Origin of the sequence: Halomonas sp. ND22Bw, assembly GCF_003011945.1 — a bacterium.
GTDB lineage: Bacteria > Pseudomonadota > Gammaproteobacteria > Pseudomonadales > Halomonadaceae > Halomonas > Halomonas halophila.
The window spans coordinates 102,208-123,719 of record NZ_PXWD01000004.1; the positions used below are offsets into that span (position 1 = coordinate 102,208).

At 69.7% G+C, this 21,512-nt stretch carries 21 protein-coding genes; 14 read left to right on the forward strand and 7 right to left on the reverse strand.

What is annotated here, in order from left to right:
* Positions 1 to 11 precede the first annotated feature (11 nt).
* Entirely contained in the window at positions 12 to 626 is a 615-nt protein-coding gene (locus CVH10_RS07520) for an exopolysaccharide biosynthesis protein (protein ID WP_106488253.1), read from the reverse strand.
* Between the two features lie 172 nt (positions 627 to 798).
* On the opposite strand from CVH10_RS07520, the gene CVH10_RS07525 reads away from it, so the two are divergent.
* Positions 799 to 1,416: a LysE family translocator gene (locus tag CVH10_RS07525; RefSeq protein WP_035593860.1), complete on the forward strand. Its 618-nt coding sequence runs from the start codon at positions 799 to 801 to the stop codon at positions 1,414 to 1,416.
* 24 nt (positions 1,417 to 1,440) lie between these two features.
* On the opposite strand, the gene CVH10_RS07530 is transcribed toward CVH10_RS07525, so the two are convergent.
* Positions 1,441 to 3,093 carry an acyl-CoA dehydrogenase family protein gene (locus CVH10_RS07530; protein ID WP_106488254.1) on the reverse strand — a complete coding sequence of 551 codons (1,653 nt, stop codon included), beginning with the start codon at positions 3,091 to 3,093 and terminating at the stop codon, positions 1,441 to 1,443.
* Between the two features lie 132 nt (positions 3,094 to 3,225).
* Between CVH10_RS07530 and CVH10_RS07535 the strand changes: the two genes are divergently transcribed.
* Positions 3,226 to 3,774, forward strand: coding sequence for an NUDIX hydrolase (locus CVH10_RS07535; RefSeq protein ID WP_106488255.1), 549 nt, complete (start codon positions 3,226 to 3,228; stop codon positions 3,772 to 3,774).
* A 118-nt stretch (positions 3,775 to 3,892) separates the two neighbouring features.
* Positions 3,893 to 4,378: a glutathione peroxidase gene (locus CVH10_RS07540; protein WP_035593856.1), complete on the forward strand. Its 486-nt coding sequence runs from the start codon at positions 3,893 to 3,895 to the stop codon at positions 4,376 to 4,378.
* Positions 4,379 to 4,382: 4 nt separating this feature from the next.
* On the opposite strand, the gene CVH10_RS07545 is transcribed toward CVH10_RS07540, so the two are convergent.
* Complete coding sequence (locus CVH10_RS07545; RefSeq protein ID WP_035593854.1) at positions 4,383 to 4,775, reverse strand: hypothetical protein; 393 nt, start codon at positions 4,773 to 4,775, stop codon at positions 4,383 to 4,385.
* A 167-nt stretch (positions 4,776 to 4,942) separates the two neighbouring features.
* Here CVH10_RS07545 and fabV point away from each other — a divergent pair, with 167 nt between their 5' ends.
* The 3 genes from fabV to CVH10_RS07560 all read left to right on the forward strand — a co-directional run bounded on the left by fabV (position 4,943) and on the right by CVH10_RS07560 (position 7,513).
* Positions 4,943 to 6,154 carry an enoyl-ACP reductase FabV gene (fabV, locus tag CVH10_RS07550; RefSeq protein ID WP_035593852.1) on the forward strand — a complete coding sequence of 404 codons (1,212 nt, stop codon included), beginning with the start codon at positions 4,943 to 4,945 and terminating at the stop codon, positions 6,152 to 6,154.
* A 55-nt stretch (positions 6,155 to 6,209) separates the two neighbouring features.
* Positions 6,210 to 6,419, forward strand: a complete 210-nt coding sequence (locus tag CVH10_RS07555; protein ID WP_035593850.1) for a hypothetical protein — start codon at positions 6,210 to 6,212, stop codon at positions 6,417 to 6,419.
* A gap of 116 nt (positions 6,420 to 6,535) precedes the next feature.
* The gene (locus tag CVH10_RS07560) at positions 6,536 to 7,513 is read left to right on the forward strand and encodes a GlxA family transcriptional regulator (protein ID WP_181244370.1); all 978 of its coding nucleotides are present in this window, start codon (positions 6,536 to 6,538) and stop codon (positions 7,511 to 7,513) included.
* A gap of 14 nt (positions 7,514 to 7,527) precedes the next feature.
* On the opposite strand, the gene CVH10_RS07565 is transcribed toward CVH10_RS07560, so the two are convergent.
* Positions 7,528 to 8,148 (reverse strand): class I SAM-dependent methyltransferase, encoded by a 621-nt coding sequence (locus tag CVH10_RS07565; RefSeq protein WP_106488256.1) that lies wholly within the window; start codon positions 8,146 to 8,148, stop codon positions 7,528 to 7,530.
* Positions 8,149 to 8,330: 182 nt separating this feature from the next.
* Here CVH10_RS07565 and CVH10_RS07570 point away from each other — a divergent pair, with 182 nt between their 5' ends.
* From CVH10_RS07570 to CVH10_RS07600, 8 genes are all read left to right on the forward strand, one after another.
* The gene (locus CVH10_RS07570; protein ID WP_106488257.1) at positions 8,331 to 9,545 is read left to right on the forward strand and encodes an aspartate aminotransferase family protein; all 1,215 of its coding nucleotides are present in this window, start codon (positions 8,331 to 8,333) and stop codon (positions 9,543 to 9,545) included.
* Positions 9,546 to 9,595: 50 nt separating this feature from the next.
* Positions 9,596 to 10,666, forward strand: coding sequence for an arginine N-succinyltransferase (locus CVH10_RS07575; RefSeq protein WP_035593843.1), 1,071 nt, complete (start codon positions 9,596 to 9,598; stop codon positions 10,664 to 10,666).
* Positions 10,666 to 11,712 (forward strand): arginine N-succinyltransferase, encoded by a 1,047-nt coding sequence (gene astA / locus CVH10_RS07580; RefSeq protein WP_035593841.1) that lies wholly within the window; start codon positions 10,666 to 10,668, stop codon positions 11,710 to 11,712. Before CVH10_RS07575 ends, astA begins: the two co-directional genes overlap by 1 nt.
* On the forward strand, positions 11,712 to 13,181 hold the full coding sequence (gene astD / locus CVH10_RS07585; protein WP_035593839.1) for a succinylglutamate-semialdehyde dehydrogenase: 1,470 nt from the start codon (positions 11,712 to 11,714) through the stop codon (positions 13,179 to 13,181). Before astA ends, astD begins: the two co-directional genes overlap by 1 nt.
* The gene (locus tag CVH10_RS25600) at positions 13,178 to 13,327 is read left to right on the forward strand and encodes a hypothetical protein (protein ID WP_219924688.1); all 150 of its coding nucleotides are present in this window, start codon (positions 13,178 to 13,180) and stop codon (positions 13,325 to 13,327) included. The genes astD and CVH10_RS25600 overlap by 4 nt, the downstream gene beginning before the upstream one ends.
* Positions 13,328 to 13,341: 14 nt before the next feature.
* Positions 13,342 to 14,679 carry an N-succinylarginine dihydrolase gene (astB, locus tag CVH10_RS07590; protein WP_106488258.1) on the forward strand — a complete coding sequence of 446 codons (1,338 nt, stop codon included), beginning with the start codon at positions 13,342 to 13,344 and terminating at the stop codon, positions 14,677 to 14,679.
* A 132-nt stretch (positions 14,680 to 14,811) separates the two neighbouring features.
* On the forward strand, positions 14,812 to 15,555 hold the full coding sequence (locus CVH10_RS07595; RefSeq protein WP_106488259.1) for a trimeric intracellular cation channel family protein: 744 nt from the start codon (positions 14,812 to 14,814) through the stop codon (positions 15,553 to 15,555).
* Positions 15,552 to 16,682 (forward strand): DUF3541 domain-containing protein, encoded by a 1,131-nt coding sequence (locus tag CVH10_RS07600; RefSeq protein ID WP_106488260.1) that lies wholly within the window; start codon positions 15,552 to 15,554, stop codon positions 16,680 to 16,682. Before CVH10_RS07595 ends, CVH10_RS07600 begins: the two co-directional genes overlap by 4 nt.
* Here CVH10_RS07600 and CVH10_RS07605 read toward each other — a convergent pair.
* From CVH10_RS07605 to CVH10_RS07615, 3 genes are read right to left on the reverse strand one after another with little or no spacing between them, the layout of a single operon-like run.
* The gene (locus CVH10_RS07605; protein WP_181244371.1) at positions 16,604 to 17,422 is read right to left on the reverse strand and encodes a PEP-CTERM/exosortase system-associated acyltransferase; all 819 of its coding nucleotides are present in this window, start codon (positions 17,420 to 17,422) and stop codon (positions 16,604 to 16,606) included. The two genes, CVH10_RS07600 and CVH10_RS07605, sit on opposite strands and share 79 nt — an antisense overlap.
* Before the next feature lie 41 nt (positions 17,423 to 17,463).
* Positions 17,464 to 20,289, reverse strand: coding sequence for an EAL domain-containing protein (locus tag CVH10_RS07610; RefSeq protein ID WP_106488262.1), 2,826 nt, complete (start codon positions 20,287 to 20,289; stop codon positions 17,464 to 17,466).
* Positions 20,290 to 20,333: 44 nt separating this feature from the next.
* Complete coding sequence (locus CVH10_RS07615; protein ID WP_106488263.1) at positions 20,334 to 21,494, reverse strand: hypothetical protein; 1,161 nt, start codon at positions 21,492 to 21,494, stop codon at positions 20,334 to 20,336.
* Positions 21,495 to 21,512: the final 18 nt, after the last annotated feature.

Here is a 21,512-nt window from a genome sequence, read left to right on the forward strand (position 1 = left end):
GGGTCGCGGTGTCAGGCGAGGCCGATGATCACCAGGGCCAGGGTCGTGCCGGTCAGCAGATAGGCCGCCAGTACCATCAGGCCGTCTTCGGCGAGCAGCGCCAGGCCGAAGAGCGTCAACGCCAGGCCGCCGCCGTTGGCGGAGAAGGGCACCAGTTCCATCGGCGGCATGGCCAGCCCGATCAGCAGGCAGGTCAGGGCTACCGGCAGGTGGGCCGGAGCGCGGGTGAGCCAGACCAGCCGCGCCTGCAGGATGCGATCAACCCAGCGGGCGGGGCGCAACAGTCCGTCGGTGACCCGCACGAAGCGTGCCCGGGAGACCCGCCGCTCAAGCAGGAAGCGTGGCAGCCAGAAGTGCTTGCGGCCCATCAGCAGCTGGGCCGCCACCAGCACCACCAGGCTGGCCATCAGGGTGGGCACCCCGGGGATGTCGCCGATCAGCGGGGCCAGGGTGATGAGCCCCGCGATCAGCAGTAAGGGCGCGAAGCTGCGCCGGCCCGCCGTGTCGAGGATCGCCTCCAGGCTCACGTCGTCTCGTTGCCGCCCGGCCTGCTGTACCTGGGTGATCAGCGTGGTCAGGCTGTTGGGCCTGTCCTGGGGCGGAGCTTGCTGGGCGTCGTCGCTCATGCGGTCCTTGGCGTTCGGGTCGGGGAGGGGCGCCCTGCCGGGCAACCCACGACACGATATCGTATGATGTCCGGCCCGTCCTTACCCGCCTCGCCGGGGAAGCCGGGCGAGGCCAGGGAGGCCCTGCTGGGCGGAGGCGTCGCCGCCCCATCATCGACTCAAGGAGACCGTCATGCCGTTTTCGTTATGGATGTCGCTGGCCGCGATCTGTGCCATGGGCGCGATGTCGCCGGGGCCGAGCCTGGCCATGGTGCTGCGTCATACCCTGGGCGGTGGGCGCGTGCCGGGCATCGCGGCGGCGATCTCGCACGCGCTGGGGGTGGGGCTCTACGCGCTGCTCACCGTGTGGGGGCTGGGCGAGCTGATCGTGCGCTTCCCGACGCTGTTCCAGGCGGTCACCTGGGGCGGGGCGGCCTACCTTGCCTGGCTGGGCATCAAGGCGCTGCGCGCCGGCCGCGGTGGGGCGGTGAACGCCCAGGCGGTCGCCACCACCCGAGGCCAGGCCGCCCGCGACGGCATGCTGGTGGCGCTTGCCAATCCCAAGCTGATCCTCTTCTTCGTGGCCCTGCTCAGCCAGTTCGTGACCCCGGACATGAGCCTGGCGGCCCGGGCGATCATCGTGCTCACGGCGGTGATCATCGACGGCGGCTGGTACGTGCTGGTGGCCGTCGGTCTCTCCCATTCGCGGGTGCTGCCCTGGCTGCAGGCCCGGGCGCACTGGATCAACCGCATCACCGGGCTGCTGCTGCTGGCCCTGGCGCTGCGGGTGGTGTCCGGGCCGATCCTCTAGCCCGCTCGATTTCGCTCGCCGGCCTCAGTTCGGCAGGCGGGCGAGAATCTCGTCCAGCGGCGCATCGGGGGGCAGCACCCCGTAGGCGCCGCCGGCATGCTCGCCCAGCCGGCTACGGCAGAAGCTGTGGCTCACCGCCGGTGGGGCATGGCGCAGCAGCAGTGCGGCTTGCAGGCACTGGGCGAGGCGCTGGGTCAGCCAGCGGGCGCGTGGCTCGAGCGTCTCGGGCGGCTCGTTCATCAGGCCCTCCAGTCCGGCCTGGGCGCGGTCGAGCTCGGCGGACTCGCCCTTCACCGCATCCCACTCCACGCGCAGCGCGGCCAGCGCCTCGGGATGACGGCCGAGCACGCGCAGCACGTCCAGGCAGATCACGTTGCCGGAGCCCTCCCAGATCGAGTTGACCGGCGCCTCGCGGTAGAGCCGCGCCAGCGGCGTTTCCTCCACGTAGCCGATGCCGCCGAGGCACTCCATGGCCTCGGCCAGGAAGCCCGGCGCGCGCTTGTTGTGCCAGTACTTGGCCAGCGCCGGCAGCAGCCGGGCCAGGGCGCGTTCGTGGTCGTCGCCTCGCGCGGCCCCGTCGAAGGCCCGGGCGGTGCGCAGCGTCAGCGCCACGCCGGCTTCCACCTCCAGGCTCATGTCGGCGATCAGCGTGCGCATCAGGGGCTGTTCCGCCAGCCGCCGCCCGAAGGCCTGGCGATGGCGCACGAAGCGCCAGGCCTCGACGAGCCCCTGGCGCATCATCGCCACCGGTGCGGTGGCAGCATCCAGCCGGGTCTGCTGCACCATCGACAGGATGGTCGCCACGCCGCGGTCGGGCTCGCCCAGCGGCCGGGCCCAGGCGTCGCGGTACTCGATCTCCGCCGAGGCGTTGGCACGGTTGCCGCACTTGTCCTTGAGGCGCTGCAGCTCGATGGGATTGCGCGTGCCGTCCGGGGCGAAACGCGGCACCAGGAAGCAGCCGAGACCCTCGTCGGTCTGGGCCAGGGTCAGGAAGGCGTCGGACATGGGCGCGCTGCAGAACCACTTGTGGCCGGTCAGCCGCCAGCCGTCGCCGGTGGATTGTGCCCGGGTGGTATTGGCACGCACGTCGCTGCCGCCCTGTTTCTCGGTCATCGCCATGCCGAAGGTCAGGGCGCTCTTCTGCTCCGCGGGCAGCGGGCGAGGATCGTAGTCCCAGGCCAGCAGCTTCGGCGCCCACTCGGTCATGGCCTCGGGCGAGGCGCGCAGCGCCGGCAGGGCGGCGTGGGTCATGGTTACCGGGCAGCAGAAGCCCGGCTCGGCCTGGGTCAGCAGATAGAGGGCGGCGACGTGGGCCTGGTGCCCGCCGCGGCCCTCCTCCTGCCAGGCCACGGCGTGCCAGCCGTGGTCCATCGCCAGGTGCATCAGTTCGTGATAGGCGGGATGATAGACGACCTCGTCCAGGCGCCGGCCGTGCCGGTCGAACAGCCTGAGTTCGGGCGGGTGGTGATTCGCCGCCTCGCCCAGTGCCTGCACGCGCCGGCTGCCGACCTCACGGCCCAGCGAGGCCAGTCGGCGGGCGACCCAGTCCGGTGCCTCCCGCGCCAGCGCCTCCTGGAGCGGAATGTCGTCGACGAGGGCGTCGCGGTCCTCGGGCGGGGGCGGCTGGTTGGCCACCGTGTGGGTGGCCAGCCGGTCGCGGGGCGCGTGATCGTGCATGGCGGACCTCCGGCCAGCGGTCTCTCCTGAGCATGGCGGCTGCCGGCGGGCCGGTCAAAGCCGGCGAGGCGATGACGCGTGACGCTCGGGGCCTGACTGAGTAGGCTGAAGGCATTTCATCGGAGAGCCACGATGACCGACGACGCCCTGGCGCCCGCGCCGCTGCCTGCCCCCCGCATCGCCGATGAGAGCATCCAGCTGGTGGACGCCCACAACCGGCCCTGCGGCAGTGCTTCCCGGGCCACCATGCGCCGCTATCGCTACTGGCATCGCGCCACCTACATCGTGGTGCGCAACGCCGCCGGCGAGCTGTGCGTGCAGCGTCGCACCCTGACCAAGGAGGTGTTCCCGGGCGGTCTCGACCTGGCCGCCGGCGGCGTGGTCGGGGCCGGGGAATCGGTACACCAGGCCGCGCGGCGCGAGCTGGCCGAGGAGCTGGGCATCATCGGCGAGCCGCTGCGTCACGTGCTGGAGTTCGTGTATGACGCCGATGGCCACCACATCTTCGGCAGCGCCTATCTGGTCGACTACGACGGGCCGCTCACGCTGCAGGCCGAGGAGGTCGCCGATGCCTTCTGGTGTTCGCCCGAAGAGGCGCTGGCGCTGGATGGCGTGACGTCGGATACCCGCCAGGCGGTGGAGACCCTGTGGCAGCGCGGGCGGCTGGAGGCGGGCGCGTGAATCGGCCGCTCGCACGTTATCCGGCATCGCTCTGACGTCGTGCTGGCACGGTCGCGCCGGGACTGGCGTCCCGCCATGCGGCGTGGCATCGTGGAGGATCAGACTGCGAGCACGCGCCATGAGCATCCATGATCACGATTGCCACACTTCCCATGGCGAGCCCTTCAACCTGCGCGCCCTGCGCGGCCAGGTACTGCTGATCGTCAACGTGGCGAGCAAATGCGGCTTCACCCCCCAGCTGCGCGACCTCGAGCGGCTCTATCGCCGCTACCGCGATCGCGGCTTCACCGTGCTGGCCTTTCCCTGCAACCAGTTCGCCCACCAGTCGCCGGAATCGGCCCAGGCCTTCTGCGCCTTCGGCGAGCGGGAATATGGCGTGACCTTCCCGCTGATGGAGAAGGTCAAGGTCAACGGTGGTGGCACCCATCCGCTGTTCGTCGAGCTCAAGCGAGCGGCGCCGGGGGTGCTGGGCACGGGAATGATCAAGTGGAACTTCACCAAGTTCCTGGTGGGGCGCGACGGCCGGGTGATCCGGCGTTTCTCGCCGCGGGACGGCGAGGCGACATTGATCGAGGCGCTGGAGCAGGCGCTCGACGAATCCTGAGTCGTCAGGAGGGCACGTCCCGGCCACGGGCGATCATCAGCCGCTCCATCAGCTCGTTGAAGCGATGGCGGGCCATCATGGTGGTCAGCCCCGAGAACAGCGCCCAGGTCCGGCGTCGCCAGCCGGTCAGCCGCAGGTTGTGGGCCACCAGGCGCTTCATCAGCCGGTAGTCGTCGAACTCGCGCCATTCGCCGGCCACCGACATCTGCTGGCGGGTCAGCACCGGCGCCAGCTCCAGGCGGAATACCCATTCCAGCTCGCGCTCGCTCAGACCGTGGCGCTCGATCTCCTCGATCATGCGCGCGTAGTCGGTCTCCCGCGGTTCCCGCTCCAGCCACAGTGGCGCCAGCGCCAACCAGAGGTCGCCGCGCGTGTCGACGAGGGTCTGTGCGTCCATGGGATCTCCTGAGGGTGGGGGGATGGCGAGCATCCTGCCCCAGCCGGCGGCCGCGCTCAAGGGCGGACAGCGCCGGGCGAGGCCGCTAGAATGTCGCCACGTACGAATTTCCTTTCACCGGGGCGGCGCTTGTCCGGCGCCCCGCTGCGAACGCCAAGAGGTCTAACGTGATCATCAAGCCCAAGGTCCGCGGTTTCATCTGCACCACCACTCACCCCGTCGGCTGCGAGCAGAACGTGCTCGAGCAGATCGAGGCGACCCGCGCCCGCAACCTGGACAAGAGCGCTGGGCCGAAGAAGGTGCTGGTGATCGGCGCCTCCAGCGGCTACGGCCTCTCCGCGCGCATCACCGCGGCCTTCGGCTACGGCGCCGATACCCTGGGCGTGTTCTTCGAGAAGCCGGGCACCGAGAAGAAGCCGGGCACCGCCGGCTGGTACAACGCCGCGGCCTTCGACAAGTTCGCCAAGCAGGAAGGGCTGTACAGCAAGTCCATCAACGGCGACGCCTTTTCCCACGAGGCCCGCGAGCAGGCCATCGAGCTGATCAAGCAGGACATGGGCCAGGTCGACCTGGTGGTCTACTCGCTGGCCTCGCCGGTGCGCAAGCTGCCGGACAGCGGCGAAGTGAAGCGCTCCAGCCTCAAGCCGATCGGCGAGACCTACCGTGCCACCGCCATCGACACCAACAAGGACGCCATCATCGAGGCCGAGGTGGAGCCGGCGACCCAGCAGGAGATCGACGACACCACCGCGGTGATGGGCGGCGAGGACTGGGAGCTGTGGATCGACGCCCTGGACAAGGCCGGCGTGCTGGCCGAAGGCGCCAAGTCGGTGGCCTTCAGCTACATCGGCACCGAGATCACCTGGCCTATCTACTGGCACGGCGCCCTGGGCAAGGCCAAGGAAGACCTCGATCGCGCCGCCGGCGAGATCGACAAGCGCCTGGCCAAGCAGGGCGGCAGCGCCAACGTGGCGGTGCTGAAGTCCGTGGTCACCCAGGCCAGCGCGGCCATCCCGGTGATGCCGCTCTACATCGCCATGGTCTACAAGGTGATGAAGGAGCAGGGCCTGCACGAGGGCACCATCGACCAGCTCAACCGCCTGTTCGGCGAACGGCTCTATTCATCGCAAGGGCAGGGCGGCAGCGCCGACACCGACGAGGCCGGCCGCCTGCGCCTCGACGACTGGGAGCTGCGCGACGATGTCCAGCAGGCCTGCAAGGACCTGTGGCCGCAGGTGACCACCGACAACCTGTTCGACATCACCGACTATGCTGGCTACAAGCACGAGTTCCTGAAGCTGTTCGGCTTCGAGCGCGACGACGTCGACTACGACGCCGACGTGGAAACCGAGCGGGACTTCGATGTCGTGAACCTGTAACGGGGCCCGGCGTGCCGGCGTCCCGTTTCCCGACCCACGCGCCCGGGAGGTGCCTATGGATACCAGGGAAAGCAAGACGCCGGACGAGGAGCTGGAGCACCTGCACGAGGTCAGCCAGCCCGAGGACTACGACCACCCCGAGCCGGACGTGGAGCAGCCCGAGGCCCGCGAGCCCGACAGCGGCATGGCCTGGCTGCTGCCCGCGCTGATCGTGGTGGTGGCGGTGGTCGTCGTCGGCCTGCTGGTGATCGGCCTGGCCGACTGAGCCTCCATCGTGCGCGACGCCGGGCCCTGTGCCCGGCGTCGTCGTGTCCGCACGGCTGTTACGCCCGGCGCCTTCGGCCTAGAATGGGGCTCTGTTCCGCCCGCGAGAGAACCCCCATGCCCGACGCTTCACCCCTTGCATCCGCCGTGCCGCTGTCCCGGCACGTGGGCGTGGTGGTGCTGCCGGGCTTCTCCCTGCTCGCCCAGGCCTGCGCCACCGAGCCGCTGGTGGTGGCCAATCGCCTGGCGGAGCGCAGCCTCTACCGGCTCTCCACCTATGCGATCGACGCGCGTCCGGTGCCCAGCGCCGCCGGCCAGGCGCTGGTGCCCGAGGCCTCGGCCGGCGAGCCCGACCAGGCCCTCGACATGCTGCTTGTCTGTGCCCCCGGGCCGCTCTCCGGCAGCGTGCCCGAGGCGCTGCTCGAGTGGCTGCGCCGCCTGGCCGCCGCCCGGGTGGTGCTGGGCGGCATCGGCGGCGGCACCGAGGTGCTGGCCCGGGCCGGCGTGCTCGAGGGCTACCGGGCGACCCTGCCCTGGACGCGCTTCGAGGCCTTCGCCCGCGACTACCCGCGGGTGCGCCTCTCCCAGCAGCTGTTCGAGATCGACCGCGACCGCCTGACCTGCGGCGGCGGCACCGCGGCCATGGACATGATGATGACGCTGATCGGCAGCCAGCACGGCGCCGAGCTGGCCGAACGCATCTCCGAGCACTTCGTGCTCGAGCGCATCCGCATGGGTGACGAGCCGCAGCAGGTGCCGCTGCGCACCCGGCTGGGCAACGCCCCGCAGAGCCTGATCGACGCCGTGGCGCTGATGGAGTCCAACATCGAGGAGCCGCTGACCACCCACGAGCTGGCCGAGCACCTGGGCATCTCGCGGCGCCAGCTCGAGCGGCTGTTCAAGAAGCACCTGCAGGCGGTGCCCAGCCGCTACTACCTCAACCTGCGCCTCCAGCAGGCCCGCAAGCAGCTGCGCGAGAGCGACCGCCCGGCCGGCGAGATCGCCCTGCAGACCGGCTTTTCCTCGGCGGCGCACTTCTCCACCGCCTATCGCAACCACTTCGGCATCACGCCCCGGGAAGAGCGTCTGGGCTGAGGGCTTCGATATCGTCAGCCGTGCTTTTGCGCCAGCAGGGCGCGAAACAGCGTGCCCATCATCACCGGCCGGTCGGCCTCGACGGCGAAGCCGGCGTCGTCCAGCAGCGGCCGCGCCTGGCGGGTGATGTCGGTGGCGATGGCCGAGGTGACGAGGTTCAGCGCGCGTCGGCCGAGCCCGGCCGGACGCGCGTCGGCCTGGAACTTGTCCATCACGCACAGCTGGCCGTTGTCGGCCAGCACCCGGTGCGCCTCGGCGAGGCCGCGGGCCGGGTCGGGCATCACCGCCAGGATCAGGTGCATCACCACCACGTCGAAGTGGCCCTCGGGATAGTCGAGGGCCTCGGCGTCCATCACCTCGGCCTGGACGTCGCGATGCAGCGCCTCGGCGCGCCGTTCGAGGCGCCGGACCATGGCCGGGCTGAGATCGGTGGCGTGCAGTTCGATGTCCCGTGGCAGCCAGGGCAGGTCGAGCCCGGTGCCGGCACCCACCAGCAGCACGCGCATGCCGGGGCGCCAGTGCACCTGTCCGAGCGCGGCCTGCCGGGCGCGGCGGAAGGCGCTCTCGGCCACGGCATCGTAGATCGGGGCATAGGCGTCGTAGCGCAGCCGGTTCCAGGCGGTGGTATTGAACATCCAGAAGCCTCCTCGGTCTGGCGTCACCTTAGCCGATCGCACCGTGAGCCGCCTCGACGGGCGCCTGCCTTTTTCACAAGTCGTCGTCCCATTGCTGAAAGACCCTCGGCAGGGGGCTCCCTATACTCGAATGATCCCCGATTCATCCTGAACGAGTTCGGCTCGAGACAACGGAGAACGTCATGACCCACACCCCGACCCGCAGCGATTTCAACCAGTACATGGTGCCCAACTACTCGCCGCAGAAGACCATCCCGGTGCGCGGCGAGGGCAGCCGCTTGTGGGATCAGGAAGGTCGTGAGTACATCGACTTCGCCGGCGGCATCGCGGTGAACGCCCTGGGCCACTGCCATCCGGTGCTGGTGAACGCGCTCAAGGCGCAGGCCGACAAGCTGTGGCACCTCTCCAACGTCTATACCAACGAGCCGGCACTCGAGCTGGCGCGTACCCTGGTCGAGCGGACCTTCGCCGACAAGGTCTTCCTGTGCTCCTCCGGGGGCGAGGCCAACGAGGCCGCGCTGAAGCTGGCGCGCCGCTGGGCCTACAACACCCATGGCGAGCACAAGGACAAGATCATCTCCTTCCGCCAGTCGTTCCACGGCCGCACCTTCTTCACCGTCAGCGTCGGCGGCCAGCCCAAGTACGCCCAGGGGTTCGGGCCGGTGCCGGGCGGCATCATTCATGCCGAGTTCAATGACCTCGAGGCGGTGCGCGAGCTGATGGGCGACGACACCTGCGCGGTGATGGTCGAGCCGATGCAGGGCGAGGGCGGCATCCTGCCCGCCGACCCCGAGTTCCTGCAGGGCCTGCGTGCGCTGTGCGACGAGCACGACGCCCTGCTGATCTTCGACGAGGTGCAGACCGGCGTGGGCCGTTCCGGCACGCTGTTCGCCTACATGCAGTACGGCGTGACCCCGGACATCCTGAGCAGTGCCAAGTCGCTGGGCGGCGGCTTCCCGGTGGGCGCCATGCTGACCACCGACCGTATCGCGCCGGCCATGGCCATCGGTACCCACGGCTCCACCTACGGCGGCAATGCCCTGGCCTCCGCCGTGGCCCTGGCTGCCGTGGAGCACATCGACACCCCCGAGGTGCTGGAGGGCGTCAAGCGTCGCCACGACCTGTTCCGCGAGCACCTCGAGACCATCAATCGCAAGCACGGCGTGTTCAATGAAATTCGCGGCATGGGCCTGCTGATCGGCGCCGAGATGGCCGACGAATACGAGGGCCGCGCCAAGGACATCCTGCCGCTGGCCATCGACGAGGGCCTGATGGCGCTGGTCGCCGGCCCCAACGTGCTGCGCATGGCGCCGTCGCTGGTGATCCCCGAGGCCGACATCGCCGAGGGCATGGCGCGCCTGGAGCGGGCCATCGCCCGGCTGGTGGCATCCGAGTGAGCCGCGGCCACGCCATGGACGCATCGGAATCATCCGCGGGAGGCCAAGCCATGCTGGTCGTACGTCCCACCCGGCCGGCGGACCTGCCGGCCCTGGAGCGGCTGGCGGGCAACGCCTCGCCGCGCCTGACCAACCTGCCGGCCCATCGAGACCGCCTCGAGGAGCGCATCATGCGCTCCCAGCGGGCCTTCGAGGCCGAGGTGGAGTTCCCCGGCGACGAGCACTACACCTTTGTGCTCGAGGACCTGGAGCGCGGCGAGGTGGTGGGCACCGCCACCGTGCGTGCCCAGGCCGGCGCCCGGGAGGCCTATTACACCTATCGCCAGGAAACCCTGATTCACGCCTCGCAGCAGCTCGACGTGCGCCGCGAGGTGCAGACCCTGTCGCTGTCCCACGAGGTCTCCGAGGCGAGCCTGCTGTGCGCCTACTCGCTGGACCCGCGCTACCGCGGCACCAGTGCCGAGAGCCTGCTGCGCCGGGCGCGGCTGATGTTCATCGCCCAGTACCCGGAGCGCTTCGCCGAGATCCTGGCGATGGCCTTTCCCGGCTTCCTGGACGACGACCAGCAGTCGCCGTTCTGGAACAGCGTGGGGCGTCACTTCTTCCAGCGCGACTACCAGGAGATCAACTACGTGGCCGGGGTCCGCTCGAAGAGCTTCATCGCCGAGGTGATGCCCCAGTTCCCGCTCTACCTGGCGTTGCTCACGCCCCAGGCGCGGGCCGCCATCGGCCGTGAGCACCCGGACCACGAGGCGGCACTCGACGAGATGCTGGCCGAGGGCTTTCTGCGTTCGCGCCACGTCGACATCTTCGATGCCGGCCCGGTGATCAAGGCCGAGCGCGAGCGGCTCGAGAGCTTCCGCCGCGCCGCCTGGCACCCGGTCCGCATCCGCCCGGCCCACTCGCTGCCGGACGCCGAGCCGGCGATGGTCGCCAACCAGCGTCTCGACGACTTCCGCTGCGTGGTGGCGCGCTATGCGCTGTCGCCCACCGGCCAGCTGATGCTGTCGCCGGAGCACGCCGAACGGCTCGGCGTGGAGGAGGGACGCGCCGTGCTGGCCGCGCCGCTGGGCCTGCCGGGCGATGCCCACGACCCGGGCTACGACGAGGGAGAGCTGTGATGCGCATTCGACCGATCGCCCCGTCCGACCTGGACGAGCTGCAGGCGGTGGCCCGGGAGACCGGGGTGGGCTTCACCTCGCTGCCCGACAACCGCGACTTCCTGGCCGCCAAGATCGACACTGCGGTCAGCGCCTTCGCCCAGCAGACGCCGGTGGACCAGCGACTCTACTTCTTCGTGCTCGAGGACGAGGCCAGCGGCAAGCTGGCCGGTTGCTGCGCTATCGAGGGCCAGGTGGGCCGCGAGGTGCCCTTCTATCACTATCGGCTGGGCACCCTGGCGCACTCCTCGGTGCAGCTCGACCTGCACCGCACCATCGACACCCTGTTCCTGAGCTCGGACCACACCGGCGACGCCGAGGTGGCCTCGCTGTTCCTGCGCCCCGAGTATCGCGGCGGCGACCGCCGGCACGAGCGCAACGGCGCGCTGCTGTCGATGGTGCGCTGGCTGTTCATGGCCCAGTTCCGCGACAGCTTCCCCGACAAGGTGCTGGCCGAGATGCGCGGGAGGTTCGACGCCGAGGGCAGGAGCCCGTTCTGGGAGTGCCTGGGCAGCAACTTCTTCCCCATGGACTTCAACGAGGCCGACCGGCTCACGGGGCTGGGGCAGAAGAGCTTTATCGGCGAGCTGATGCCCAAGTTCCCGATCTACACCCCCTTCCTCTCCGAGGAGGCCCGGGCCTGCATCGGCGAGGTCCACGAGCACACCCGCCCGGCGCTGGCGATGCTCAAGAAGGAGGGCCTGCGCTGGGAAGGGTTCATCGACATCTTCGATGGTGGCCCCACCGTGGAGGCCTACATCGACGACGTGCGCGGCGTGCGCCTGTCGCGGACCTGCCGCGTGGAGATCAAGGCCGATGAACTCGAGCAGGCCGAACGGCCGCGCTGGCTGGCCGCGACCACCTCCATGGCCGGCTTCCGCGCGGCCTGGCTGGGCCGCGGACCCGACGACGACGGCGTGGTGACGCTGAGCGAGGCCGAGGCGGCACGCCTCGAGGTCGCCGCCGGCGACACCCTGCGTATTCTGGATAGCGACGAGGAGGCGTGATGAAGGCGATGCAACGGCTGCTGATCGGCGGCGAGTGGCATGAGGGCGAGGCCGAGGGCTTCGCCAAGCAGGACCCGGTCTCGGGCGAGACGCTGTGGCAGGGCCACGCCGCCTCCGAGGCTCAGGTGGGCGCCGCCGTCGAGGCCGCCCGTGCCGCCTTCCCGGCCTGGGCGCGGCGCACGTTCGAGGAGCGCCAGGCGCTGGTCGAGCGCTTCCGCGAGGTGCTCGAGAGCCACCGCGAGGACCTGGCCACGGCGATCGCCGGCGAGACCGGCAAGCCGCTGTGGGAGGCTCGCACCGAGGTCGGCGCGATGATCGGCAAGGTGGCGATCTCGATCCGCGCCTACCAGGAGCGCACCGGCGAGCGCGAGCGCGACCTGGGCGAGGCCCGGGCGGTGCTGCGCCATCGGCCCCACGGCGTGATGGCGGTGTTCGGCCCCTACAACTTCCCCGGCCACCTGCCCAACGGCCACATGGTGCCGGCGCTGCTGGCCGGCAATACCGTGGTCTTCAAGCCCAGCGAGCAGACCCCACTGACCGCCGACCTGACGCTGCAGTGCTGGCGCGAGGCCGGCCTGCCCGAGGGCGTGATCAATCTGGTGCAGGGCGCGGCCCCGGTGGGTCAGGCGCTGTCCTCCCACACCGGCATCGACGGCCTGCTGTTCACCGGCAGCGCCAAGGTCGGCGGCCTGCTGCACCAGCAGTTCGCCGGCCAGATGGACAAGATCCTGGCCCTCGAGCTCGGCGGCAACAACCCGCTGGTGATCAAGGACGTGCCCGACCAGGACGCCGCCGTGCTGACCATCCTGCAGTCGGCGTTCCTGTCCGGCGGCCAGCGCTGCACCTGCGCGCGCCGGCTGATCGTGCCGGAAGGGCAGGTGGGTGATCACCTGCTCGATGCCCTGTCAGATGCCATCTCGCGGCTCCACGTGGCCGGCCAGTTCAGCGAGCAGGCGCCGTTCTACGGCGGCCTGGTCAGCGTGGCCGCCGCCGACGGCCTGCTGGCGGCCCAGGACGACCTCGAGGCCCGCGGCGGCAGCGTGCTCGCGCGCATGCAGCGCCTGGAGGAGAACACCAGCCTGCTCACGCCTGCGCTGATCGACGTCACCGGCCTGGAGGTGCCCGACGAGGAGCACTTCGGCCCGCTGCTCAAGGTCCATCGCTACCGCGACTGGGACGAGGCGATGGCACTGGCCAACGACACCCGCTACGGCCTCTCCGCCGGGCTGATCGGCGGCGAGCGCGAGGACTGGGACGACTTCCTGCTGCGCATCCGCGCCGGCATCGTCAACTGGAACCGCCAGACCACCGGTGCCTCCGGCGACGCGCCCTTCGGCGGCGTGGGCGACAGCGGCAACCATCGCCCCAGTGCCTATTACGCGGCCGACTACTGCGCCTACCCCGTGGCCTCCATGGAAAGCGAGGCGCTGAGCCTACCCGACAAGCTGCCGCCGGGGGTGACGCTGTGAGCCAGGACATGATGCCCAACCCGACCAAGGCACTCCGAGTGCCTGCTTATATAAGCCCAGCGGACTACTGCGCCTACCCCGTGGCCTCCATGGAGAGTGAGGCGCTGAGCCTACCCGACAAGCTGCCGCCGGGGGTGACGCTGTGAACCGGGAGACCGACATGACCGTGCGCGAGGTCAACTTCGACGGCCTGGTGGGCCCGACCCACAACTACTCGGGCCTGGCCCACGGCAACGTGGCCTCGATGAGCCACGAGGGGCTGGTGGCCAATCCCCGCGAGGCCGCGCTGCAGGGCCTCGAGAAGATGAAGTCGCTGATGGACGCCGGCTATGCCCAGGGCGTGCTGCCGCCCCAGCAGCGCCCGGACCTGGGCGCGCTGCGCGAGCTTGGCTTCGCCGGCAGCGATGCCCAGGTGCTGGCCCGGGCCGCTGACGAGGCGCCCCAGGTGCTGCGCGCGGTGTGCTCGGCCTCCAGCATGTGGACCGCCAATGCCGCCACGGTGACGCCCAGCGTCGATGCGCCGGACGGCCGGGCGCACTTCACGCCGGCCAACCTGCAGTCGAGCTTCCACCGCTACCTGGAGCCGGCCACCACCGGCCGGGTTCTGGCGTCGATTTTCGCCGACGAGGCCCGCTTCGCCCATCATCCGGTGCTGCCGGCGACCCCGGCCTTCTCCGACGAGGGTGCGGCCAACCACACCCGGCTGGCCGGCGACCACGGTGAGCCGGGCGTGCACCTGTATGTCTATGGCCGTCAGGCGTTCGGCGGCGACGGCATCGCACCGCGGCGCTATCCGGCCCGCCAGACCCTCGAGGCCAGCCAGGCGGTGGCCCGTCAGCACGGCCTCGGCGATGCCCAGACGGTGTTCGCCCAGCAGCATCCCGAGGCCATCGACGCCGGCGTCTTCCACAACGACGTCATCGCCGTGGGCAACGGCCCGGTGCTGCTCTATCACGAATATGCCTTCCGCGACGAGGCGGGCACCCTGGACGCGCTGCGTGAGCGCATGGCCTCGCCGCTGATTCCGGTGCGGGTGCCGGTGGAGGCGGTGAGCCTGGACGACGCCGTCGCCTCGTACCTGTTCAACTCCCAGCTGCTCAGCAACCCGGACGGCACCATGACGCTGGTGGTGCCCGGCGAATGCCAGGAGCGCGAGGCGGTGTGGCGCTGCCTGCAGGACCACCTGCTGGCGGGCCACAACCCCATCTCCGAGGTGGTGGTGAAGGACGTCAAACAGTCGATGCGCAACGGCGGCGGCCCCGCCTGCCTGCGGCTGCGGGTGGCGCTCTCCGAGGCCGAGCGCGCCGCGCTCTCCGGCCGGGTGCTGCTCGACGACGCCCTGCACGGCGAGCTCGTCGCCTGGGTCGAGCGTCACTACCGCGATCGCCTGGCCCCGGCCGATCTGGCCGACCCGGCGCTCGCCAGCGAGACCCTCGCCGCCCTGGACGAGCTCACCGGCCTTCTCAGGCTGGGCAGCGTCTACCCCTTCCAGCGCTGATCCGGGGTCGCCCGGCGGATCGACTGGCCCCGCTCGACGCGGGGCTTTTTCATGGCGCAGGGCATGACGCGATGCATCAGGAACATCGGGCCATTGCTATGCTGGTGGCGAGCACGAACCGGGAGGCGTGACGTGACGGGATGGGTCTACTGGCTGGACATGGCGGGGGTGATCGTCTTCGCGCTTTCCGGGGTGATCCTCGCCTGCCGCTCGCGCATGGATCCCTTCGGCATGCTGGTACTGGCCGCGATGACGGGTATCGGCGGTGGCACCCTGCGCGACCTGGTGCTCGGCGTGCGGCCGGTGTTCTGGGTCGGCGACCCCGCCTACCTGTGGGTGATCCTGGCCACGGTGGGACTGTCGATTCTCGGCTTCCACTATATCCATCGCCTGTCGCGGGTCTTCCTGCCGGTGGCCGATGCCTTCGGCCTGGCGCTGTTCACCGTGATCGGCACTCACAAGGCCCTCACCCTGGACGCGCCCGGCGTGGTCGCGGTGCTGATGGGGCTGCTGACCGGCGTGGCCGGCGGCATGATGCGCGACGTGCTGGCGCGCCGCGTGCCCATGGTGCTGCGCCAGGAGATCTACGCCACTGCCGCCATTGCCGGCGGGGTGGTGCTGGTGGGCCTGGACGCGCTGGGAACGCCCTTCGTGTTCAACGTGGCGGCGTCGCTGGCCACCACCCTTGGGCTGCGGCTGTCGGCCATCCACTGGCGCCTGGCCCTGCCGGTCTTCGCCTGGGTGACGGTGGCTCCGACCCCGGCGCCGAGCGAGGCGGATGGCGAGACATCGCCGCCAGCTCCGCCGCGCCGGCCCAAGGCGCGGGTCAAGCTGATTCCCCCGAAGCGCTCGCGTCGGCGCAGGAGGTCCTCATGAACCGACATGCGTCATGGCGCTGGCTGGTCGGCGGGGCGCTGGCGCTCCTGCTGGCCGGCTGTGCCCTCGAGCCTGCCCCGCGGCCGAGCGACGAGGCGGTGGCCGCCGAGATCCGCGCCACCTACGAGCGGGCTCTGCCGAGCCTGTCGGCGGGCAAGCGGCGCCACTATGCCCAGCGGATGTATCGCATCACCGGCGACACGCGCTGGCTGCCCCTCAATCGCGACTACGGCGAGCGTCTGGTGGCGTCGCTGCGGGAGGAGATCGCCCGGCTGGACGAGCCCGGCTACGCGGCCCGCCGCAGTCGCGAGGGCGTCGAGGGCTACCCCGAGCGCACCGCCAAGCAGCGCCGTCGCAAGCGCATGCTCGCCGGCTGGGGCGAGATCCACTACGCCAAGGGGCTGGCCTTCGACCTGACCCAGGCTCACTACCACGGGCTGCTCAACGACCGAGACCTGCCCGGCCATCGGCGCGCGCTGGACTACCTCTCGGGCGTCGACTTCCTGGCCTTCGTGACCGACCCGGAGGTGATCGATGTCTATGCCGCCCAGGTCGCCAACCTGGTCCACTACCTGGAGGATCTGGGCGTGGCGGACCTGCGCGGCGAGGCCATCGCCGCCTTCCGGCAGCGCTTTCCGCCGTCCCGGGACGCGGCGCTCGACCGGGCGCTGTTCCGCAACAAGATCTACGGCATGACTCACTTCGTGATCGCCGCCAGCGACTACTACCAGAAACCGGTGTCGGCGGACGCGTTCGCCTGGGTGCTCGACGACTTCGCCGAGGATCTGGACCGGATTCTGGCCGAGACCAAGGAGGACATCTACACCGAGGTGGGTATCAGCTTCCTGCTGGCCGGCCGCGAGCAGGCTCCTGCCGTGGTGCGCCTGCGCGAGGCGCTGGTGGCGGCATACGATCCGATGGCCGGGATGGTGCCCTCGGAGTCGGGCGGCACCGACCTCGAGTACGGCGAGCATCGCAACGTGCTGGCGATCATGCTGCTGGACTGGCCCGAGCGGCTGTATCCAGGGCCGGTGCTGTCGTCCGGGGCTCAGGAGAGAGAGGGGGTTGCCTGTCGGGGCAGCGCCTTTTCCAGCTGCGAGGCCAGCGTGCGCTTGATGTCCCGATAAAGGGGCATCAGATCGCGATTCATCTCGTACTCGACCTGCCGCTGGTCGATGTAGAAGGCACCGCGCTTTCCGTGGAAATCGATGATGCGACCGACTGGAGTGAACAGGAAACCCGACATGGAGAGCAGTCGCGGCAGTCGTGGCTCCATCATGGCAAAGGCATGAGGGCGACCTGAGAGTCCTAGCAGAGCATAGGTGGCCAGGAAGAGTCCGATCACGATCAGGGGGAAGGTCTCGCGCTGTTCGGGCGTGAAGGCATGTCGCGCATGCAGCAGGCCCTCTATTTCCTCCGTGGTCGAGCGTCGACGGAACAGTGGCGAGATCGCCAGTCGCGAGACCTCGCATACCCTCTCCTGGGCGAAGCGTTGCGGATGCAGCCTGGGATGCTCGAGGCTGTCGCCGGCGTAGTCCTCCAGGGGCAGACGCTGGACCCCGTCATTCCGACTGTCCTCCGGCAGCACCAGACGCATGCAGCCCGCCGAGAGGCCGGTGTCCCGATGCTCGATCAGGCACAGGATGGCGTGCTCGTCGTGGGCATCGAACTCCAGATGATGCAGCGGGTCCGCTGGCGCCTCGTAGCCCAGCTCCTCGCAGTAGACATCGTGCCGCAGCCGGAAGATGCGACGCCGCGTCTCCTCGTCATCGGCCAGTCGGAAGGTGAAGGCCTCGCGGAAGCGGTCGAAGAGGTGAGCGGGGACCCTTGAGCGGCGTGGTGTCTCCTTCGCGGTGGTCGAGGACATGGCTGTGCATCCCTGTGTCGTCATGTGGGGGTGGGCCTGTATCAGGCATCGTCGTCGAGAAGGGGGGCCAGCGGTCGTGGCCGTCCAAGGTGGAAGCCCTGGCCGTAGGTGATGCCGTAGGCCTTGAGCAGCGGCAGCACCTGTTCGTTGTCGACGAACTCGGCGATGGCCTGCTTGCCGAAGCCGGCGGCCAGGTCGGCGATGGCCCGGACGATCACCCGACTGTCGGAACTGTCGGTCAGGTGGCGGATGAAGGAACCGTCGATCTTGATGTAGTCCACCGGCAGCTGCCCCAGGTAGTGGAAGCTGCTGAAGCCCACCCCGAAGTCGTCGAGAGCGGTGCGGCAGCCCAGGTCGCGCATCGCCTGCAGCACGCCCCTAGCCGTGGAGAAGTCAGTGACCGCCGCGGTTTCCGTCACTTCGAGGATCAGCTGGTGCGGATCGGCGCCGCTGTCGGCCAGCTCCTCGGCGAGAAACTGCTCGAGCCCCCTGTCGTGCAGCGACTGACCGGAGAGATTCACCGCCAGGCTGATGCCTCGCGCCTGGAGTCGCCTCAATGCCTGAAGGCTGTGGCGCAGTACCCAGCGGTCCAGCTGCACGATCATGCCGTTGCGTTCGGCAACCGGGATGAAGTGGCCTGGCGAGACCAGGCTGCCATCCTCCTCGCGCATCCGGACCAGCACCTCGTAGTGCTTCACGTCGCGATCCTCGAGCCGCATGATCGGCTGCACCATCAGCACGAAATCGTCTTCCTGCAGGGCCTTGCGCAGCCGCTCGACCCAGTAGACCCGCTCCTTCAGCTCGCTCTTGGCATTCTCCAGCGTGGAGAGCAGGTGCCAGCGCTGGTGGTGGTGTTCCTTGGCCTTGTACATGGCCACGTCGGCGCTGGCCAGCAGGTCGGCGGGCGTGTCGCCGTGAGCGGGGTACTGGACGATGCCGATGCTGGCGATGGCGCGGTGGAGCCGTCCACTGGCCCGGAACTGGATGGCCTCGAGCAGCTGGTTGCACTGCTGCGCCGTGCCGATCGCCCGGTCGGCATCGGCGCCTTCGAGCAGCAGGGCGAATTCGTCGCCGCCCAGCCGAGCCAGACTGCCGCGTCGTCCCACATGGAACTGGAGCACGTCGGCGACTTCCCGCAGCAGCCGGTCGCCGGCGTGATGGCCGCTCAGCTCGTTGACCTCCTTGAACTGGTCCAGGTCGAGCAGCAGCAGGGCCCCTTGGCCGCCGCGAGCCAGCGCCGCCTGCACGAGCTCCTGGAAGTGACGCCTGTTGTGAAGCTCGGTCAGCGGGTCGCGTTCGGCCAGCCAGGTCAGCCGGCCCTCGGCGGCCTTGCGCTCGGTGATGTCGAGCCCCACCGAGAGGCGTGCCATGCCGGCGTCGCCGCCGCCGGTCAGCGGCGCGTGATACCAGACGATGGTGTGGACCCGGCCATCCACGGTGAGCAGGGGGCGCTCTTCTTCCTCGGCGCCGGCGGCATCGGCGATCGGTGAATGACCGGGCAGCGGGAAGATGTCATCGAAGCGGCGACCGATCAGCGTCGTCTCGTCGACCTCGAGGATCGACAGCGCATAGGCGTTGACCAGGCTGATACGCCCCGCGCTGTCCTGGGCGATGATGAACACCCGGGCGGTGTCGAGCAGGCCACTGACGAAGTCGCGCTCCCGGGCCAGTTCGTCGACGCGCTCGGCGAGCTGCTCGCCCCGGGCCTGCACCTCGCCTTCGAGCCGTTCGAGCTGCCGGGAGAGCTCGACCGTGGTGCCCTCGAGCACGTCGATCTCGTCGGGCCAGCGTTTCGAGGTGGCGGGGATGGCCTGGCGGGCCTCGTCGAAGCCACCACGGGCCAGGGCCGGCAGTACACCGGCGACGCGCCGCAGCCGGGCCATCGGGCCGAGCAGGATGGCCAGCAGCAGCAGCTCGGCGGCGAGCCAGCCGGCCACGCCAGCGCCCAGCAGGACCCGGGTGTCGTGGTTGATGGCGAGCACCTGGTCGGTGATATCCGAGATCAGCAGGAGGTAGCCGGCACCGTCAGTGGATCGAATCCGGGTCACGGGAATGGCCGACAGTTCCTTCAGGCGCTGATCGTGGGGCAGCTGTAACGGGCCGTCGGCAAGCGTGTCCAGCGAGACCCGCTCGGCGGCCCGTCGCAGCAGTGACAGGCCCGGCTGCTCCTCGGTCAGGGCCAGCAGCTGACCTTGCCACGCGGACAGCCGACGAGCCGGGACGGCGTCGTTGCTTGAGCGGGAAGAGGCGGCCAGCAGCGCGACCTCGCTGTCCGAGACCGACTTGACCTGGAGAATCACGTCGGCGAGCGTGCGCGACAGGATGACCAGGCCCACGCTGCGCCCGTCGATCAGTACCGGCACGGCGGCATACTGGCGGCAGCCGACGTCACAGCGCAGGGTCGTCAGCGGTGTCTCGGTACGGATCACCTGTGAGACCCAGTCCTGGATCGGCCCGTCAAGCTCCGACGAGCTGCCCCAGTGCGCCATTGACTCGCCCCGGGTGTCGAAGATCCGGATCTCGTCGATGCCCGCGTCCAGCTGCAGGCTCGGCCATTGGGCCGCCAGCGAGGCACGCACGGCGGCGTGATCGTCGGCTTCCAGGGCCTCGCCCAATCCCGAGGAGGCCGCGGCCAGGCCGGCCAGCTGTCGCAGCCCTTCTTCCGAGCGCTGCAGGATCAGGCGCACCTCGCGGTGGTGGAGCGCATGCTGCTGCAGGCGGCTTTCCTGGAACTGGCGCGTCAGGGTGGTATGGCTCAGCCAGCTGAACAGCGAGACCAGCACCAGCAGCAGCAGGCTGCTGAGTGCGATCACGCGCCAGGTCAGGCTCAGCGGGCGGCGCTGGCGAAACAGCGGGGGCAGGGTCATGTCGCCGGTTCCTTGGCTGTCATGAAGGAGCGGTCCGCACAGGGCTAGAAGCGAAACGCGACCTGGAACAGCAGCATGTTCCAGTAGCGGTCCGTGTCCGACGGTTCGGGGTTGTCCTGGGCAGGCAGCCAGCCGGTGCCGTCGATGTAGTGATATTCGCCGGCCAGCATGATCCGCGGCGTGGGCGTCCATTGCAGGCCGAAGGTCCAGTCCCGGGCGAACTGCGAGTGGTCCGGGCCGGCGCCTCTGGCGGCGTAATCGTCGCCGGAGGGATCGTCGCGGTTGGCCACGAGACGGTCGTAGCGTACCAGCCACTGCCAGTCGTCGAGGAAGCGCCGCTGGTATTGCAGGTACCAGCTCTCGCCGGTGGTATCGAAGTTGAAACGCGGGTCGTTGAAGCCCTCCAGACCGGAGTTGCGCAGCGCGTACTCGGCGGTGAGGCTCCAGAGCTCGGCGTTGTACTGCAGCGACAGCACCCAGGGCCGGAAGTAGAAGTCGCCATCGCTGAGGCCGCTCTGGTGCGAATCAAAGCGAGCCCCGACATCGGCATGGCTCAGGGCGGTGATGATGCGACCGCCGTCATGCTCATAGCGCAGCTGGGCGATAGCGGAGGTGTCCGGGTCAAGATCGCCAGGAATGCGGTCCAGTCGAAGGGTCTCGAGCAGATCGTCGCCGGCCTGGACGCGCCCGACGCCAGCTTGAAAGCTCAAGGTGCCCTGAGGCAAACGTTCCTCGTAATAGCTCAGCACGCCGTCCGCGGAAAGTGCCAGCGAGCGGGTGCGATCGAAGTAGATCGACTGCGGCAGCAGAATGCCGGGACGGGTGAAGGCCACGTCTCTGGTCTGATTGTAGAAACCGAAGGGGTTCTTGAAGCGCCCCAGCTGCACGCCGATATTGCGCTGCTGATTCGACTGCAGCTGATAGTCGATCAGGCCGTAGTCCAGCTTCGGCTCGGCGTCGCCGCGCTCGCCGCCGGCTCGACGGCTGAGCACCTGGGCGGCGAGCAGCACGTCCTCGTGGGGGCGCAGCGACACGTTGGCGCCGATCTCGGTGAATTCCAGGCTGCCGCCATGATCGCTGCTGGGGCCGAAGAAGTCGTTGTCGTCGGTGATGACCAGGGCCTGGCTCAGGAAGCCGTGCAGCTGCAGGGTGTCCAGCACCTTGCCTGGTTCGGCCTGCGCCGGGACGGCAACGGTCAGCAGCATCGCGCCGACAGCCCGGAA